The 15,332-nt window shown below is 61.6% G+C and carries 14 protein-coding genes and 1 pseudogene; 7 read left to right on the top strand and 8 right to left on the bottom strand.

Annotated elements, in window-relative coordinates; all coding sequences use genetic code 11:
• Nucleotides 1–25 precede the first annotated feature (25 nt).
• The 3 genes from J3P73_RS25495 to J3P73_RS25485 are packed head-to-tail and all read left to right on the top strand — an operon-like array spanning nucleotide 26 to nucleotide 3,246.
• Nucleotides 26–1,264, top strand: a complete 1,239-nt coding sequence (locus J3P73_RS25495) for an ROK family transcriptional regulator (RefSeq protein WP_130673653.1) — start codon at nucleotides 26–28, stop codon at nucleotides 1,262–1,264.
• A 43-nt stretch (nucleotides 1,265–1,307) separates the two neighbouring features.
• Complete coding sequence (locus tag J3P73_RS25490) at nucleotides 1,308–2,162, top strand: sugar phosphate isomerase/epimerase family protein (RefSeq protein ID WP_130673652.1); 855 nt, start codon at nucleotides 1,308–1,310, stop codon at nucleotides 2,160–2,162.
• 22 nt (nucleotides 2,163–2,184) lie between these two features.
• Nucleotides 2,185–3,246 carry an ABC transporter ATP-binding protein gene (locus tag J3P73_RS25485; protein ID WP_027688133.1) on the top strand — a complete coding sequence of 354 codons (1,062 nt, stop codon included), beginning with the start codon at nucleotides 2,185–2,187 and terminating at the stop codon, nucleotides 3,244–3,246.
• A gap of 109 nt (nucleotides 3,247–3,355) precedes the next feature.
• Here J3P73_RS25485 and J3P73_RS25480 read toward each other — a convergent pair whose 3' ends face one another.
• The 3 genes from J3P73_RS25480 to J3P73_RS25470 all read right to left on the bottom strand — a co-directional run bounded on the left by J3P73_RS25480 (nucleotide 3,356) and on the right by J3P73_RS25470 (nucleotide 6,870).
• Nucleotides 3,356–5,161, bottom strand: a complete 1,806-nt coding sequence (locus tag J3P73_RS25480) for a methyl-accepting chemotaxis protein (protein WP_130673651.1) — start codon at nucleotides 5,159–5,161, stop codon at nucleotides 3,356–3,358.
• Between the two features lie 10 nt (nucleotides 5,162–5,171).
• Nucleotides 5,172–6,158 carry a cytochrome-c peroxidase gene (locus J3P73_RS25475; protein ID WP_027688135.1) on the bottom strand — a complete coding sequence of 329 codons (987 nt, stop codon included), beginning with the start codon at nucleotides 6,156–6,158 and terminating at the stop codon, nucleotides 5,172–5,174.
• 238 nt (nucleotides 6,159–6,396) lie between these two features.
• Nucleotides 6,397–6,870 (bottom strand): ProQ/FINO family protein, encoded by a 474-nt coding sequence (locus J3P73_RS25470; protein ID WP_130673650.1) that lies wholly within the window; start codon nucleotides 6,868–6,870, stop codon nucleotides 6,397–6,399.
• A 278-nt stretch (nucleotides 6,871–7,148) separates the two neighbouring features.
• Between J3P73_RS25470 and panC the strand changes: the two genes are divergently transcribed.
• Together panC and panB are read left to right on the top strand one after the other, a co-directional pair.
• Nucleotides 7,149–8,060 carry a pantoate--beta-alanine ligase gene (panC, locus tag J3P73_RS25465; protein WP_027688137.1) on the top strand — a complete coding sequence of 304 codons (912 nt, stop codon included), beginning with the start codon at nucleotides 7,149–7,151 and terminating at the stop codon, nucleotides 8,058–8,060.
• Nucleotides 8,057–8,878, top strand: coding sequence for a 3-methyl-2-oxobutanoate hydroxymethyltransferase (gene panB / locus J3P73_RS25460; protein WP_024321603.1), 822 nt, complete (start codon nucleotides 8,057–8,059; stop codon nucleotides 8,876–8,878). The genes panC and panB overlap by 4 nt, the downstream gene beginning before the upstream one ends.
• Nucleotides 8,879–8,899: 21 nt before the next feature.
• Here the strand turns inward: panB and J3P73_RS25455 are convergent, their stop codons facing one another.
• Nucleotides 8,900–9,814 carry a hydrogen peroxide-inducible genes activator gene (locus J3P73_RS25455; protein WP_018071267.1) on the bottom strand — a complete coding sequence of 305 codons (915 nt, stop codon included), beginning with the start codon at nucleotides 9,812–9,814 and terminating at the stop codon, nucleotides 8,900–8,902.
• Nucleotides 9,815–9,957: 143 nt separating this feature from the next.
• Here J3P73_RS25455 and katG point away from each other — a divergent pair, with 143 nt between their 5' ends.
• The gene (gene katG, locus J3P73_RS25450) at nucleotides 9,958–12,138 is read left to right on the top strand and encodes a catalase/peroxidase HPI (RefSeq protein WP_164569059.1); all 2,181 of its coding nucleotides are present in this window, start codon (nucleotides 9,958–9,960) and stop codon (nucleotides 12,136–12,138) included.
• Between the two features lie 67 nt (nucleotides 12,139–12,205).
• On the opposite strand, the pseudogene J3P73_RS37675 reads toward katG, so the two are convergent.
• The 3 genes and pseudogenes from J3P73_RS37675 to J3P73_RS25440 form a co-directional block, all read right to left on the bottom strand.
• Nucleotides 12,206–12,322: pseudogene (locus J3P73_RS37675) on the bottom strand (type II toxin-antitoxin system VapC family toxin); the annotation flags it as partial.
• A gap of 23 nt (nucleotides 12,323–12,345) precedes the next feature.
• On the bottom strand, nucleotides 12,346–12,903 hold the full coding sequence (locus J3P73_RS25445; protein WP_024321605.1) for a DUF3299 domain-containing protein: 558 nt from the start codon (nucleotides 12,901–12,903) through the stop codon (nucleotides 12,346–12,348).
• 426 nt (nucleotides 12,904–13,329) lie between these two features.
• Entirely contained in the window at nucleotides 13,330–13,797 is a 468-nt protein-coding gene (locus J3P73_RS25440) for a nuclear transport factor 2 family protein (protein ID WP_024321607.1), read from the bottom strand.
• Between the two features lie 137 nt (nucleotides 13,798–13,934).
• On the opposite strand from J3P73_RS25440, the gene J3P73_RS25435 reads away from it, so the two are divergent.
• Nucleotides 13,935–14,306 (top strand): winged helix-turn-helix transcriptional regulator, encoded by a 372-nt coding sequence (locus J3P73_RS25435; protein ID WP_024321608.1) that lies wholly within the window; start codon nucleotides 13,935–13,937, stop codon nucleotides 14,304–14,306.
• A 12-nt stretch (nucleotides 14,307–14,318) separates the two neighbouring features.
• On the opposite strand, the gene J3P73_RS25430 is transcribed toward J3P73_RS25435, so the two are convergent.
• Nucleotides 14,319–15,293: a zinc-dependent alcohol dehydrogenase family protein gene (locus J3P73_RS25430; RefSeq protein WP_024321609.1), complete on the bottom strand. Its 975-nt coding sequence runs from the start codon at nucleotides 15,291–15,293 to the stop codon at nucleotides 14,319–14,321.
• Nucleotides 15,294–15,332 lie beyond the last annotated feature (39 nt).

Here is a 15,332-nt window from a genome sequence, read left to right as displayed (position 1 = left end):
CTATGCGCAAGGAAGGATTTCAAGCATGAACCAGACACTCGGCGCCAGACTGTCCCCGGATCTGACGGGCGCCAATGTCGAGGATGCAGGTGAGCACAACAGGGCCGTCGTCCTGCGCTGCATCCATCGTCAGGCGCCGATTTCGCGCGCTGAAATCGCCAGGCGGACGGGTTTTACCAAACCGGCAATCGCCCGGATCGTCGATCGCCTGCTGGACGAGGGCCTGATCATGGAAGCCCGCCGCCGGCATGGGCTGAGAGGCCAGCCGGCGATCGAACTCGAAATCAATCCGGATGCCTGCTTTGCCATCGGCATCAACATCGATCGCGACCATCTGACGATCCTGGCCGTCGATGCCGTTGGCAACGTCCGCGCCCGTGTGCATCATGAGAAACGTTTCATCCTGCCGGCGGAATTCCTGCAGCTCACGGCCGATGCGATTTCGCATTTCCAGCGCAGCCGGCTCATCGACGACGCGCGCCTGGCCGGCATCGGTCTGGCGATGCCGGATTGGCTTGGCGAGATTTCGCTCCTCGGCAAGCCCGAGGCTTATCAGGAATGGACGGCATTCGATGTGCGCGCCGCACTGGAGAACCTGACGCAGCATCCCGTCTTCATCGAAAACGAAGCCAATGCCGCAGCCCTTGCCGAACTCGATTATGGACTGGGTGCTGAAAGCAGCAGCTTCTTCTACATCGCCATCAATCCATGCCCGGGCGGCGGCCTCGTGCTCGATGGCAATGGTCATCGCGGCGCCATGGGCCTCAGCGGTGAAATTGGCTGGCTTCCGATTGCCGATGGCGGGGACGGGAAGGCCCATAAGGTCCAGCTTCTCGGCGAGATATTCTCGCTGTTCTTCCTCTATGATTTTCTTGCGCGGCATGGCGTCGAGGTGAGTGTTCCCCACGATCTCCTGACGCTGGATGCGCATGGCAGGCGCCTCGTGTCGCAATGGCTGAAGGAAATGAGCGCGCATCTGGCCGTCGCCGTCAAGCATATCGGCATGGTCGTCGACCCCGACGCCGTCCTCGTCGGCGGCAGATTGCCGATCCGCATCGTCGACGAGTTGCTGCGCTATGTGCACGAGCATCTCGATGCCGAGGACACCAACCTCCCCTCGCTTCATCGCGCCTCGCTCGGAGAGGATGCCTCTGCCATGGGGGCGGCGGTCATGCCGATGGCAGCAGCCCTCATGCTCGCATCGGCGGACGCGGCTCAACGCACACGTTCGCCACTCAAGAACATGGATCGCCTGAACGGTTGAAACGGCCGCCAGGCCCCAGGGATTTTGTTGAAGGAGGATTTTGGTGAAGATCGGCTTTTACACTTCGACATTCAACGATCGCCCCTTCGAGGAAGTGGTGGATTTCGCCGCATCGGCCGGTTTCGACGCCATCGAGATCGATGTCGGCGGCCATATCAAAACGCCCGATCGGTTGGAGGCCGCCGTCGCGCTCGCACGCAGCCGCGACCTCTTCGTGTCGTCAATTACCTATTTCGGCAATCAACTCGATGCCGACCGGGCAAAACGAAAGGCACTTCGGGAAAGGACCGCCGAATTTGCCGGCGCGATCGGTGAAGCGGGCGTCCCGATCTTCGTGATCTTCCCGGGCCGGGACGACACCGCAAGCGACGAAGCCAACTACGATGACTTCGCCGATTTCGCCAACGGCCTGATCGCTGAGACGCAGCCCTTTGGCCTCACCTTCGCAATCGAGAACTGGCCGGGTCCGAAGGACAATTTCATCGGTACGACGCCGAAAGGATGGCAGGAGCTTTTTCAAAGGATCGAGAACCCCCGCTTCGGCCTGGAATTCGATCCCTCGCACCTCATTCGCATCGGCGTCGATCCCTATCAGGCGATGGAGGCGGTGAAGGATCGCATCGCCATCCTTCACGCCAAGGACACGGCAATCAATGCGGAGAGCCTGCAGGCTGTCGGCTATCACGGCAAGGGCTGGTGGCAATACAAGCTGCCCGGGCTCGGCCTCATCGATTGGCCGAGGTTCCTGCGCCAGGCCAGCGGGGCTGGCTTCGACGGCACGCTGTCGATCGAACACGAGGATGCCGCCTATGGCTGGCCGGGCAAGGACTTAGCCGCGCGCAAAGACGGCGAGCGCCTCGGCCTCGATTATTTGAGAAATGTCCTGAGCGGACTTTGACAGCGATTTCGGGAGGACGGTAATGGCCCATGTTTCGGTCAACAATGCGCGCAAGGATTACGGCGCGTTCAAAGCTATCAAAGGCGTATCGGTCGACATCGGCGACGGCGAGTTCGTCGTTCTGGTCGGCCCCTCGGGCTGCGGCAAATCCACGCTTTTGAGAATGATCGCCGGCCTCGAGGGCATCACCTCGGGGCAGATCCAGATCGGCAAGCATATCGTCAACGAGCTTGCGCCCAAGGACCGGGACATCGCCATGGTGTTCCAGAATTATGCGCTCTATCCGCACATGACTGTTGCCAAGAACATGGGCTTTTCGTTGCGGCTGAAACGAATGCCGCGGACGGAGATCGATCAGCGGGTCGGCAACGCCGCGAAGATCCTCGGTCTCGAAAGTCTCCTGGAGAGATATCCCAAGCAGCTGTCGGGCGGCCAGAGACAGCGTGTGGCGATGGGGCGGGCGATCGTTCGCGACCCGGCCGTCTTCCTCTTCGACGAGCCCCTGTCTAACCTCGACGCCAAGCTCAGGGTGCAGATGCGCTCGGAGATCAAGGAATTGCATCAACGGCTGCAGACGACCACCATCTATGTCACCCACGACCAGATCGAAGCCATGACCATGGCCGACAAGATCGTCGTCATGAAGGATGGCCTGATCGAGCAGTCGGGTTCTCCGCTGGAGTTGTACGATCGTCCGAACAACCTCTTCGTCGCCGGCTTCATCGGCTCCCCGGCGATGAATTTCATCAGCGGCAACATGACGGAAGACGGGTTTCGAACCGCCGACGGCCTGCTCCTGCCGAGCGAGCGCCGTCCGCCTGAAGCCGTGATCTACGGCATTCGTCCCGAGCATATCCGGTTGGACCCGGGCGGCATCGAGGTAACGACCGTGGTCGTCGAGCCGACGGGTTCGGAAACGCTCGTCATCGTCCGGCTGGGAACGCAGACGCTGACCTGCGTCTTCAGGGAACGGATCAGGGCCGCCCCCGGCGAGGTGCTGAGGATTGCGCCAATCCATGATGCTGTTCACCTGTTTGCCGGAAACGAGCAGCGGATCACATCAGGCGAAGCCCCGTTGAACTGACCCGGCCGATTGCCCCTCCCCTTCGGCCGGCGCCAGCCGGGGGCGCGTTTTCCGCGCCCCCGGCCCCGAAAAGCTCTCAGTCCTGCACCGGCCGGTTTTCAGGCTCCGCTCAGGCCGCGTCGCGATATGTCCGGGTGTTGGCTTGCGCCCTGCCCAATTCGAACTGCGTGACCAGTTCGCGCAGGCGCTCGGCCTCGCTGGCGAGCGTGACGCTGGCGGCTGTGGTTTCCTCCACCATCGAGGCGTTCTGCTGGGTCACCTGGTCGAGCTGGCCCATGGCCGAATTGACCTCCGACAGATTCGTCGCCTGTTCACGCGCCGAGGCCGCCAGCGCTTCCATGCGCTGATTGATATCGGCGATGAAGCGGCCGATGTCACCAAGCGCTGCGCCGGTGTGGCTGACCAGTTCGACGCCGCTGGCGACGTTGGCGGATGCCCGCCCGATCAGGTCCTTGATCTCCTTGGCGGCCTGGGCCGAGCGTTGCGCGAGTTCGCGCACTTCATGGGCGACGACGGCGAAACCCTTGCCGGCTTCGCCGGCGCGGGCAGCCTCGACGCCGGCATTGAGCGCCAGCAAATTGGTCTGGAAGGCAATCTGATCGATGACGCTGATGATGTTGTTGATCTGCTTGGACGATTCCTGGATCTGATCCATGGCCTCGACTGTCTGGGCCACCACCTTGCCTGACGCCATGGCGCTGCGATTGGCATTGTCGGCGACGCTGCGGGCCTCTTTGGCGATCTCGAAAGCTTCCGTGACCTTGGCGGTTACGGCGTTCAGCGCCGCGGCAGTCTGTTCGAGCGTCGCAGCCTGCCGTTCGGTGCGGCCGGAGAGTTCGTTGGAGCCGTTGCTGATCTCGCGAGTGCCTGAATTGATGATCGATACGCTTTCGGAAACGGAAAGGAGCGTATCGCCGAGTTGCTTGACGGAGGCGTTGAAATCATGCCTGAGCGGTTCGAATTCCGGCGCGAATGCGTCCGACAGCTGGAAGGCGAGATCGCCCTGGGCGAGGCGCTTCAGCCCGGCGGCAAGGCCTGACGTGGCGATCGTCAACCGTTCCGCCGCGCTCCGCTCCGCCTGCTCCTGGTCCGCCAGCCGGTTTGCTTCTGCCAGGCGACGGTTCTCCTCGGCCTCGCTTTCGAGCTCGGCGCGGGCGATGGCGTTCTGGCGGAAGACTTCGACCGAACCGGCCATCAGGCCGATTTCGTCGCGGCGCCCTGCGTAGGGGATTGCCTTGTCCGTCTCGCCGGCTGCGAGTTCCTGCATGGATTGGGTGATGCGCTGGATCGGGCGTGACACATGCCGGGCGATGGCGATGAGAATGCCGAGGCCGACGAGCGCGGCAATGCCCGCCAATGCCAATTCGGTTTCGATTTTCGATTCCAGGGCGCTGCCGGCGGCGGCGACGCTCTCGGTTGCTATTTTATCGACGATCGCGTTGACCGCGACAATCCCGGTCAGGATCGCCTGCTGCGAGCGCGCCAGCTTTTCGGCTGTCGGGACCTCGTCCGCCTGCTGCAGCCCGAGACTGATCCTGACGTCCTTTTCCCAGACATCATGGGCCTGGCGGAGTGACTGCACGCCCTCGGTCAGCGAACCGGCGAGATCGACGCGGCCGAGCTCATCGAGCGACTGCACCAGCGCTCCATTGCTCTTATCGAACCCGGCCTTGACCTCGGCCGCCGGGACGAAATTCGTCATCGAAAGCACCCGGTCCACGACGGAGGTCGCATCCTTGAACTGCCGTTCGATATGGGCGGAGACCATCTTGGCGTTCACCGCTTCCTGCACCACCGCGGCGACCTGGGTCTGGCCGACGATCGCCTGATAGCCGATCAGGAATGCGCTGCCGAAGCCGACGATGATCGTAGCCACCATGGGCACGAGAATCTGCATGCGTATGGAGAGTTTCATTGCCAGCACCTCAGTTCGGCAGCGTCGGCAGGGGGATGTCTTGCTTTTCTGCAGTCAGGGTTCCGAGAAAGGCGATCAGATCCTTGCTCTCCTGGTCCGTCAGCAAGAAGGGCGACATCGCCTTATCGAGCGACGGACGGCTGACGCCGCCGCTTTCATAATGGACGATCACCTCGTCCATGCTCTTCAGGCTGCCGTCATGCATATAAGGGCCACGGTAGAGCGTGTTGCGCAGGCCGGGCGTCTTGAAGGCATATTTATTGTCCGCGCTGCTCGCATCGATCTTGTAGCGACCGATATCGTCGCCCGGCAGGCCGATGTCGTGGAATTTGTTGTCGGTGAAGTTCCAGCCCGTATGGCAGGAGGAGCAGCCGGCGGTGCCGGTGAACAGCTCGAAGCCCCGCTTGGCGCTGTCGGAGACCGCCTTCTCGTCGCCGTCCACCCAGCGGTCGAAGGGCGACCAATTGGAAACCACCGTCCGCTCATAGGTGGCGATCGCCGTTAGCATCGTCTCCTTGGTGACGCCCTTGTCAGGGAATACCTCGTCGAACCACTTCTTGTAATCAGGTATACCCTGCATTTCGGTCACGGCGGTGTCGAGCTTGCCGTTCATTTCGGCGGCAGCAGTGATCGGGCCTGCCGCCTGCTCCTCCAGGTTCGGCGCGCGGCCGTCCCAGAAGAAGGGCGTGACCCAGGCAACGTTCAGAACGGTCGGCGCCTGGCGCGCAAGCGCGGTATTGGCCGCGCCGATCGGCGTCGTCACCGGTGTCTCGAAGCCGAAGGAAGGGTTATGACAGCTGGCGCAGGTCATGTTCTTGTTGCCGGAAAGCCGCGGATCGAAGAACAGCATCTTGCCGAGCGTCGCCAACTGGGGGGAGTAGACTGTAACGCCCTCGAAAGGAACTGTCAGTGGCCGCTTATACGCGGAGAGATCGGCGGCCGCGCCAGGCTGGACGACGGCCAATGCGATTAAGGAAGCTGCAATCAGGAAACGCATCGTTCTAGCAAGCCCGGACTGGGTTTCTGGTTGATGCTAAAATTAGCGTAATTGCATTAAAGGTATGTAAAGCAAACATACTTGAGGCTAATGCGAAGGTTTAAGCAGTCCGACGTTGCGCGCAGATGCTATTCGCTGCGAAACGATACTATTACGTCGACCTTGTGAAAGACGGTCGCACTACGCAAGAACGCGCAATGACTGCAAGCCGGATATGAGACGCTGATGTCATTCTGCTCTAGCTGGTGGCGTTCCTTTTGCCGAGGAGGGCTGCGCGGATCTGTTCGCTTTTGCTCAACAGGGGAGCGGGAACTGTTGCCGTCTGCTCGGATGCATCTGTCTTGCCGGTGTTCTGCTTGAGGCTCAGGAAGCGTTTTTGCGCGACCAGCCGGTCTTCGGGCGACAGTGGTTCGACGGGTTCGCCGTCAAGGCCATGGCGCATGGAATCGGGCTGGGCGCTGGCGAAATAGTAGCGTCGGCAGTGGACATAGGCCGCGGTCGCTCGCCGCAGCGTGGTGACACCGGCATCGGGCTTCAGGAGCGGGCGGAGTTCATTGAAAAGGCCGACGGCAAAGGGAAGGATTGGATCTCCCGCCTTGGCCGGAAGCACGCCGACCGGCCGGATCAGCAGCACATTGATCGCGTTTGCCTTCTCCACGTCGAGCTCGGTTGCCGCAATCGGTCCGCGGCTGATCTTCCAGGGCTTGTCCATGCGTCCTCCATGTAACGTCCATAGCGACCGACTGTGATGGTATCTTGACGGACAGGGCGAGTAACGGAAGTCGCACATCGTCGGTTCCACTGCAAGCAGGTGAGACGTGGAACAGGAGCCGAGTGGCGAAAAGCCATTTTGCGGGAGCTGATATGGCCTGGCGTCACCGGCTGCCGTTGCATCTAATCGTTTTTATCGAGGAATATGCATTGACCTGCCGCATCGATTACACTTCATATCCGCGCCCAAGATGGAGTGACCGGTCCAGGGGAGGATATATGCGGGTTTTCTCGAGCATTGACGAGCTGCGCCACACGCTCGATGCGCTGAGGCGGCAAGGGCGGACCGTCGGCCTCGTTCCGACGATGGGTTATCTTCATGCCGGTCATATGGAGCTCGTCTCGCGCGCTCGCGCCGAGAATGACATCGTCGTCGTCTCGATTTTCGTCAATCCGCTGCAGTTTAGCCCGGCGGAAGACCTCAGCAAATATCCGCGCGATCTGGAACGCGATGCCGCCATGCTGAGGCAAGCCGGCGTCAATTTCCTTTTTTCACCTGGCGTCGAGGACATGTATCCGCGCCCGATGCTGACCCTCGTCGACGTTCCCGATCTCGGGTGCGAACTCGAGGGCGCGGTACGGCCTGGGCATTTTGCCGGCGTCGCCACTGTCGTCTGCAAGCTTTTCAACATCGTGCAGCCGCAAACCGCCTATTTCGGAGAGAAGGATTACCAGCAGGTCGTCATCATCAAGCGCATGGTGGACGATCTGGCCGTGCCGGTGCGCGTGAAATCAGTGCCGACGGTCAGGGATAGCGACGGCCTCGCATTGTCGTCGCGCAACGTCTATCTCAGCGAGGCGGAGCGGCGTGCCGCGGTGATTGTCCCTCAGACCCTTGACGAGGCCGAGCGTCTGGTCGCCGGCGGCCTGACCGATCCGGTGGAACTCGAGGCAAAGCTCACGGCGTTTCTTGGTCGCGAGCCTCTGGCAAAGCCCGAGGTCGTCGCCGTCAGGGATGCCTCGACGCTGCAGAAGGTCACGTCGATCGCAGACCCTGTCGTCGTGGCGCTCTTCGTTCGGGTCGGCTCGACACGGCTGCTGGACAACAGGGTCGTCAGTCACAATCAAGTTATCGGTGACAAGAGAGTCATCAGCGGCCGGGGTCTGCCGGGAAAAGGAGTGACCAGATGAGTGCGGCCGGAATTCAGAAGCGCCTTACGCCAGCCCGCATTTCAGCCATGAAGGGCGGCAAGCCGATCGTCTGCCTGACCGCCTATACGACGCCGATGGCGCGGCTGCTCGATGAGCATTGCGACCTCCTGCTGGTCGGGGATTCGCTCGGTATGGTGCTCTACGGCATGGAGAGCACCATCGGCGTGACGCTCGATATGATGATCGCACACGGCAAGGCGGTGATGCGCGGCGTCGGCAAGGCCTGCGTCGTCGTCGACATGCCGTTCGGCACCTATCAGGAATCCAAGGAGATTGCCTTCCGCAATGCTGTGCGCGTCCTGCAGGAAACCGGTTGCGATGCCGTCAAGCTGGAGGGGGGCGAGGAGATGGCCGAGACCATCGCTTTTCTGACCAAGCGGGGAATCCCGGTTATGGGGCATATCGGCCTGATGCCGCAGCAGGTTCATACCGCAGGCGGTTATCGTTCCGTCGGCCATTCCGAACACGAGACGTCGAAGATCCGGCGTGATGCCCATGCCATCGGCGGCTCGGGCGCCTTTGCCGTCGTCATCGAGGGCACGGTGGAGCCGCTCGCCCGCGAGGTGACGGCCGCCATGCACATCCCGACCATCGGTATCGGCGCTTCTTCCGCCTGCGACGGCCAGGTTCTGGTTTCCGACGACATTCTGGGGCTCTTCAACGATTTCACCCCGCGTTTCGTCAAGCGCTACGACGAACTCGGCAAGAGGATTTCGGCCGCCGCTGCGGCTTATGCCGAAGAGGTCCGATCGCGACAGTTTCCGGCAGCGGAGCATACGTTCAAGCGGCGATCCTGAGGCGAGGCGATGTCAGGTCCATCACCGCGCGATATACTGTTCGCGCATGGTTTCGGCCGACCGGCGAACCGCCTCTGAAACCTGCTGGAGCTGTTTGGCCATCGGCGTCGAATTGCGCCAGATCATGCCGATCGTTCGCGACGGCTGCGGAGACTGGAAACGGGAGATCGAAACATGGGCCGAGCGCGTTTCCACCGGAACGGCCATCTCCGGGATCAAGGTGATGCCGATCCCGGCGCTGACCATCTGGACCAGGGTGGATAAAGAGCTGCCTTCCATGACCTCCCGGGGGCGGGCCTGCCCTATCTTGCAGAATGACAAGGCCTGATCGCGAAAGCAGTGACCTTCCTCGAGCAGCAGCAGCCGCATTTCGCGCAGCGCCTCGCGTTCGGGTACGGGCTTGCCCTCGTCTTCGGGGCGCCGGACCAGCACGAACTCTTCCTTGAAGAGCTCGAGTTCTGCCAGGGAGGGTTCCGACACGGGCAAAGCAACAATTGCCGTGTCCAGCTGGCCTTGTGCCAGCTCCTGAACCAGCTTCGACGTCTGCGTTTCGCGCACTTCGATCTGGATACCCGCGAAGCTCTTGTTCAGGTCATTGATGATTGCCGGCAACAGATAGGGTGCAATCGTCGGGATGATGCCGATGCGCAGCCGCGTCAGGAAGGGATCACGCGCGGCCCGCGCCAGCTCCGCAAGCTCGTCCACGCCACGCAGGATATCGCGGATCCTGAGAGCCACGGTCTGACCGAAGGCGGTCAGTTTCACCTCACGCGCGTTGCGCTCAAAAAGCTCACCGCCCAATTCTTGCTCAAGTTCTTTGATCTGCATTGACAATGCCGGCTGGGAGATTGCACAGGCGTCGGCAGCGCGTCGGAAGCGGCCATCTCTTGCCAGTGCTTCAAAATAGCGTAGCTGTTTCAGGGTAAGGTTCTTCATAACCTCAGCTTATCGCAACGATCAGTAAATCCAACTTAAATTTATGAAGCGCTTCCGATATGAAGACTGCAGGGAGAGAGTGGGGCACCAGCTCGGCTCATCTTTTTGGACCGCAGACAGATCAAGCAATGAAGGAGACGATCATGGACAACCCCACTGACAGCGCAGGCAAATGTCCTGTTGCACACGGTAATACGCCTCGCAGCAGATCCAATCGCGACTGGTGGCCGGACCAGCTGAACGTGCAGATTCTTCACCAGAATTCCGGCCGCGCCGATCCGCTCGGCCAGGCCTTCGACTATGCCGAGGAGTTCAAAAAGCTCGATCTCGACGGCCTGAAGAAGGATCTTCACGCCTTGATGACGGATTCAAAGGACTGGTGGCCGGCCGATTTCGGTCATTATGGCGGCCTGTTCATCCGCATGGCCTGGCACAGCGCCGGCACATACCGCATCACCGACGGCCGTGGTGGCGCCGGCCAGGGCCAGCAGCGTTTTGCACCGCTCAACAGCTGGCCTGACAACGTGAACCTCGACAAGGCCCGCCGCCTGCTGTGGCCGATCAAGCAGAAATACGGCAACAGGATCTCCTGGGCTGACCTGTTGATCCTCACCGGCAACGTCGCGCTCGAATCCATGGGTTTCAAGACCTTCGGTTTCGCCGGCGGCCGCGCCGACGTCTGGGAGCCGGAAGAACTCTACTGGGGTCCTGAGGGAACCTGGCTGGGTGACGAACGCTACAGTGGTGAACGCGAACTGGCAGAGCCGCTTGGCGCCGTGCAGATGGGCCTTATCTATGTCAACCCGGAAGGCCCGAACGGCACTCCGGATCCGCTGGCATCCGCCCGCGACATCCGTGAAACCTTCGCCCGTATGGCGATGAACGACGAAGAAACCGTGGCGCTGATCGCCGGCGGGCATACTTTCGGCAAGACCCATGGCGCTGGCGATCCGTCGTTTGTCGGCGTCGACCCGGAAGGCGGCGAGCTCGAAGCTCAGGGCCTGGGCTGGACCAGCAAGTTCAACACCGGCGTCGGTCGCGATGCCATCGGCAGCGGCCTCGAAGTGACCTGGACCCAGACGCCGACCCAGTGGAGCAACTACTTCTTCGAAAACCTGTTCGCTTTCGAATGGGAGCTGACCAAGAGCCCGGGCGGCGCGCATCAGTGGAGCGCAAAGAACGCTGAAGCCTCCATCCCGGATGCTTATGATGCGTCGAAAAAGCATCTTCCGACCATGCTGACCAGCGACCTGGCGCTGCGTTTTGATCCTGTCTACGAGAAGATCTCGCGCCGCTTCCTCGAAAACCCTGCCGAGTTCGCCGATGCCTTCGCCCGCGCATGGTTCAAGCTGACTCACCGCGACATGGGACCGAAGGTGCGCTACCTCGGTCCGGAGGTTCCGGCCGAAGACCTGATCTGGCAGGATGTGATCCCGGCCGTCGATCATCCGCTCGTCGACGACAGGGACATCGCCGACCTCAAGGCAAAGGTGCTGGCAACCGGCCTCACCGTACAGGAACTGGTCTCGACGGCCTGGGCGTCCGCCTCGACCTTCCGCGGCTCCGACAAGCGTGGCGGCGCCAATGGCGCGCGTATCCGCCTTGCCCCGCAGAAGGACTGGGAAGTCAACCAGCCGGCGCAACTCGCCAAGGTGCTCGGCGTTCTCGAAGGCATCCAGAAGGACTTCAACGCTGCCCAGACTGGCGCTAAGAAGATCTCGCTGGCCGACCTGATCGTTCTGGCCGGTGCAGCCGGTGTGGAAAAGGCGGCAGCGGCCGGCGGTCATGCCGTCGGCGTGCCGTTCACGCCGGGCCGCACGGACGCCGCCGAGGCGCAGACCGACGCGCATTCCTTCGCGGCGCTGAAACCCCGCGCCGATGGTTTCCGCAACTATATCGGCGGCCGGCAGTTCATGAAGCCGGAAGAAGCGCTCGTCGACCGCGCCCAGTTGCTGACGCTGACCGGACCTGAAATGACCGTTCTCGTCGGCGGCCTGCGTGTGCTGAAGGCCGGCGCGCCCGAACATGGCGTCTTCACGTCCCGTCCGGAAACGCTGACGAACGACTTCTTCGTCAACCTGCTCGACATGGCCACGCAGTGGTCGCCCGTCACCGGCAAGGAAGGCGTTTACGAAGGGCGCGACCGCAACACGAACGAAGTCAAGTGGACCGGCACCCGCGTCGACCTGATCTTCGGCTCGCACTCGCAGCTTCGCGCCTTTGCCGAAGTCTACGGCCAGTCCGACGCCAAGCAGAAGTTCGTCAAGGATTTCGTCGCCGCCTGGAACAAGGTCATGAACGCCGATCGTTTCGACCTCGTCTGACCGGCAGCATTTTGCCCGGGCGCGCAGTTTCAGCTGCGCCCGGGCATTTTTTCATCGGAGACCGGACTTACCGCCCGACCGTCCAGTCCTCGACACGCAGACCGTCGACGCGGCGGAATTCCCCGACATCGTTAGTGACGAGAACCAGCTCCCGGGTCTTGGCCTGAGCGGCGATCAGAATATCGACAGTTGCCGTCTCTGCGCCTTCTACTGGCGAGGCAGAATGCCGAAAGGCGAAAGTGACAGCAGATCGGGATCAGTCGTCGCCGTTACTGTCGCTACCTCGGCATGGTTTATGCTGTAGCCGTAGGTGAGGACGCGGTCACCGTCGATCATGAAGAATTGCGCCTGATCCAGGCCGGGCCGCAGAGTACCCGTCACGCTGACGGTCTCGTACATTCTTGCCAGGTGCAAAGGCTCTTCCGGAACGACACGAACCAGTTGGTTGGGCGGAGGGGACGGCATGTGGCTGCAGGCTCCGGCCCAAGGCACCAGCATGAATTCGTAGACAAGATCGCCTTCCTGGTCGATCGGCAGAACGAAGCCCGTCAATTCGATCGGATGCGCCTCCCCATGCCAGGCGAGTGTTTCGCCCTGTGGGCCGCTCACCGCCGTGCCCGACAACGGCACTTTCGCTTTGGCCTGATCGGCCGGCCGTAAAGCTCTCCAGAAGATAGGCTGGGCCGCAGCGAAGGCGTTGGAAATGGGCCATGCGGAACAAAATGCCAGCGCCGCGAGCGTCAGGAGGAAAAGTTTGTGTTTCATTGCATCTCCACCGGGCCGGCCGCTTTGACCACCTTGCCGCTACCGCGTGGATGCTACTCCCGATCCCGCTTGGCCGTCAAAGCTTGGGGCGCGGACTACTCAGGGCTTGCAGAGAGCAGGGAGAGGGTGTGCCATGGCCACCCCCTCTGCCCTGCCGGCCATCTCCCCCACAGGCGGTGAGATCACAAGTTCAACCTTCTCGAAACCCTTATTCTGACCCTGGAACTCGCCAAACACGGGCTGGCAACGCCGAAATCGGAGCGTCCTCGGATCGATTATGGCACCAGCCATCTTGGCGTATGGGCGCTAGGCCATCGGCAAATGTTGACCGAGCAGTGCTGCGGAAATCGGCAGCAACGAGAGAGACGGCTGAACCAGGCGTGTAACGCCGATAGTGGGGCCAGCTGGGAAGCCGGCCCACCCAACTCAGAACATCGTATTCTTGTTTGCCGCCTCTTTCGGAACGGCCTGGATCACGTCCCAGTGCTCGACGATCTTGCCGTCCTTGACGCGGAATATATCGACGATCGCCTGGCCAAGATCGCCTGCGCCATTCGTCGCGTGCACATGCAACCAGACCAGATCGCCATCGGCGGCGCTGCGGACGATCTGGGCTCGCGACTGGGCATTGTCCTTGAAGAAGCCGCTGAAGAAGGAAATCAAAGGCTTCTTCCCGTCTGGAACTTGAGGATTGTGCTGCCGGTAGTCGTCGGCGACGACCGCGGCGGCCTCGATATCGTGCTTGTTGAAGAACCTGTCGTAGAATTCCACCACCAGCTTCCGGTTGGCTTCCTCGACCTTCAAATCCCGCGAGGCGGATTCAGCAAAAGCGCCGGCCGGCGCGGCGACACTCGCCAAAATGACGAGGACGAAAAGCGATTTCCCGAATGTCATGCATCAACCTCCTTGGTATGAATTCGCGATCTAGTCTAGAAAGCAGACTATGAGAGCTGGTCTATGAAACCTCGACATACCTAGCAAGAAGGCAGGTTTTAGTGGCAAGGTCAGCCGAGGATGACCGAGGACGGAGCATGCCCAAGGAAACCGACGAGCCTAAGCAACAGCCCGGGGCGGGATGCCCGATCAGAGGCGTGCTCGATCGTATCGGCGATCAATGGAGCCTGCTCACCCTCGAGGCGCTGGAAGACGAGAAGAAACGCTTCAACGAGCTGATGCGCGAGATCGGCGACATCTCGAAACAGATGCTCTCCAAGACGTTGAAACATCTGGAGCAGGACGGCTTCGTGCGGCGCACCGTCTATCCAGAGGTCCCGCCTCGTGTGGAATACGAATTGACGGATCTTGGGCGATCCTTCCTCATCCCCATGAAAATCCTGATCGGATGGGCCGAGCGGAACCACCCGGCAATCACTAGCGCGCGGCGACGGCACGAAAAGGCCTAGTGACCATGTTCGTCACGCCAGCAGAACCTTGCCGCCCGTTCTAAAGGGAAGAGCGGAGTGCAGGGCTTGCCGGACATTTTCCAGGGGGAATACCTCCCGCACCTCGGTCGCGATGATTTTCGAAACGATCTGCGCCGCGATCTCGGAATAGGCCCGCTGGACGTCGCTCATCGCTTGCGAATGAACCCATTCCCGGAGGTGACAATAGGAAAAGGCGATATCGGGATGGGAGGCCCAGAAGGAAGCCGGAATGCTTTGGCCCGAGAGCAGGCCGTAATGCACGAAATGCCCGCCGGGCTTCAGCGCATCGGCGAGGGTGGCGGCGCGCGCGCCTCCGACACAATCGAGCACCGCGTCGAGCCCATGTCGGCCGGCGAGCCCGGCAGCCAGATCGCTTTGGCTTTCCTCCCTATCGATGATGATAGCCTCGACCCGGCCGCGCAGGCGCTCAAGCGATCCTTCGCTGCGGACGATGGCGACCGGCTCCACGCCTGCGGCATTGGCGAGACCGATCAATATCGCTCCGATCGAAGAGGCGGCGGCATTGATGGCAATACGCATGCCCGGCCTCAGCCCGATCTTGGCATGCAGCATCAGCCAGGCCGTCATCGGATTGACGTAGCTCGTCGCAGCTTCGAAGTCGGTGAGCTCGTCTGGAACACGAAGGCACCAGCCGGGATCGGTATCCTTGAATTCCTGCCAGCCACCGGCGCTGCGCACCGGCAGCACGCGTGTTCCCGGCGAAAGCCCATGAACCTCCTCGCCGCACTGTTCGACCACGCCGAACGCTTCGAAGCCCGGAATGAAGGGCAATGTCGTGCGTCCGCTATAGGCTCCTGATATCGTGATGATATCGGACGGGTTGATCGCCCGCGCCAACAGGCGCACCCTCACCTGGTCGCGCCGCAGCGGCGGCAGCGCAGCCTGCTCGAGCTCGACGACATCTTGAGCCGGGCCGAATTTTCGCACGACCGCCTGATATTGCATTGCATCCCCCACACACTGCGGTTAGATCACCCCGTCGAA

The organism is Rhizobium ruizarguesonis (assembly GCF_017357285.1).
Taxonomy (GTDB): Bacteria; Pseudomonadota; Alphaproteobacteria; order Rhizobiales; family Rhizobiaceae; genus Rhizobium; species Rhizobium ruizarguesonis.
Note: the sequence above shows the minus strand (reverse complement) of the source record. Positions and strands in the feature narration are given on the sequence as shown.

What these genes read in the sequence shown, in the direction of transcription:
- J3P73_RS25495 (WP_130673653.1), top strand. Translation starts at nt 26, where the DNA reads ATGAACCAGACACTCGGCGCCAGACTGTCCCCGGATCTGACGGGCGCC.
- J3P73_RS25485 (WP_027688133.1), top strand. Translation starts at nt 2,185, where the DNA reads ATGGCCCATGTTTCGGTCAACAATGCGCGCAAGGATTACGGCGCGTTC.
- J3P73_RS25480 (WP_130673651.1), bottom strand. Translation starts at nt 5,161, where the DNA reads ATGAAACTCTCCATACGCATGCAGATTCTCGTGCCCATGGTGGCTACG.
- J3P73_RS25475 (WP_027688135.1), bottom strand. Translation starts at nt 6,158, where the DNA reads ATGCGTTTCCTGATTGCAGCTTCCTTAATCGCATTGGCCGTCGTCCAG.
- J3P73_RS25470 (WP_130673650.1), bottom strand. Translation starts at nt 6,870, where the DNA reads ATGGACAAGCCCTGGAAGATCAGCCGCGGACCGATTGCGGCAACCGAG.
- panC (WP_027688137.1), top strand. Translation starts at nt 7,149, where the DNA reads ATGCGGGTTTTCTCGAGCATTGACGAGCTGCGCCACACGCTCGATGCG.
- panB (WP_024321603.1), top strand. Translation starts at nt 8,057, where the DNA reads ATGAGTGCGGCCGGAATTCAGAAGCGCCTTACGCCAGCCCGCATTTCA.
- J3P73_RS25455 (WP_018071267.1), bottom strand. Translation starts at nt 9,814, where the DNA reads ATGAAGAACCTTACCCTGAAACAGCTACGCTATTTTGAAGCACTGGCA.
- katG (WP_164569059.1), top strand. Translation starts at nt 9,958, where the DNA reads ATGGACAACCCCACTGACAGCGCAGGCAAATGTCCTGTTGCACACGGT.
- J3P73_RS25445 (WP_024321605.1), bottom strand. Translation starts at nt 12,903, where the DNA reads ATGAAACACAAACTTTTCCTCCTGACGCTCGCGGCGCTGGCATTTTGT.
- J3P73_RS25440 (WP_024321607.1), bottom strand. Translation starts at nt 13,797, where the DNA reads ATGACATTCGGGAAATCGCTTTTCGTCCTCGTCATTTTGGCGAGTGTC.
- J3P73_RS25435 (WP_024321608.1), top strand. Translation starts at nt 13,935, where the DNA reads ATGCCCAAGGAAACCGACGAGCCTAAGCAACAGCCCGGGGCGGGATGC.
- J3P73_RS25430 (WP_024321609.1), bottom strand. Translation starts at nt 15,293, where the DNA reads ATGCAATATCAGGCGGTCGTGCGAAAATTCGGCCCGGCTCAAGATGTC.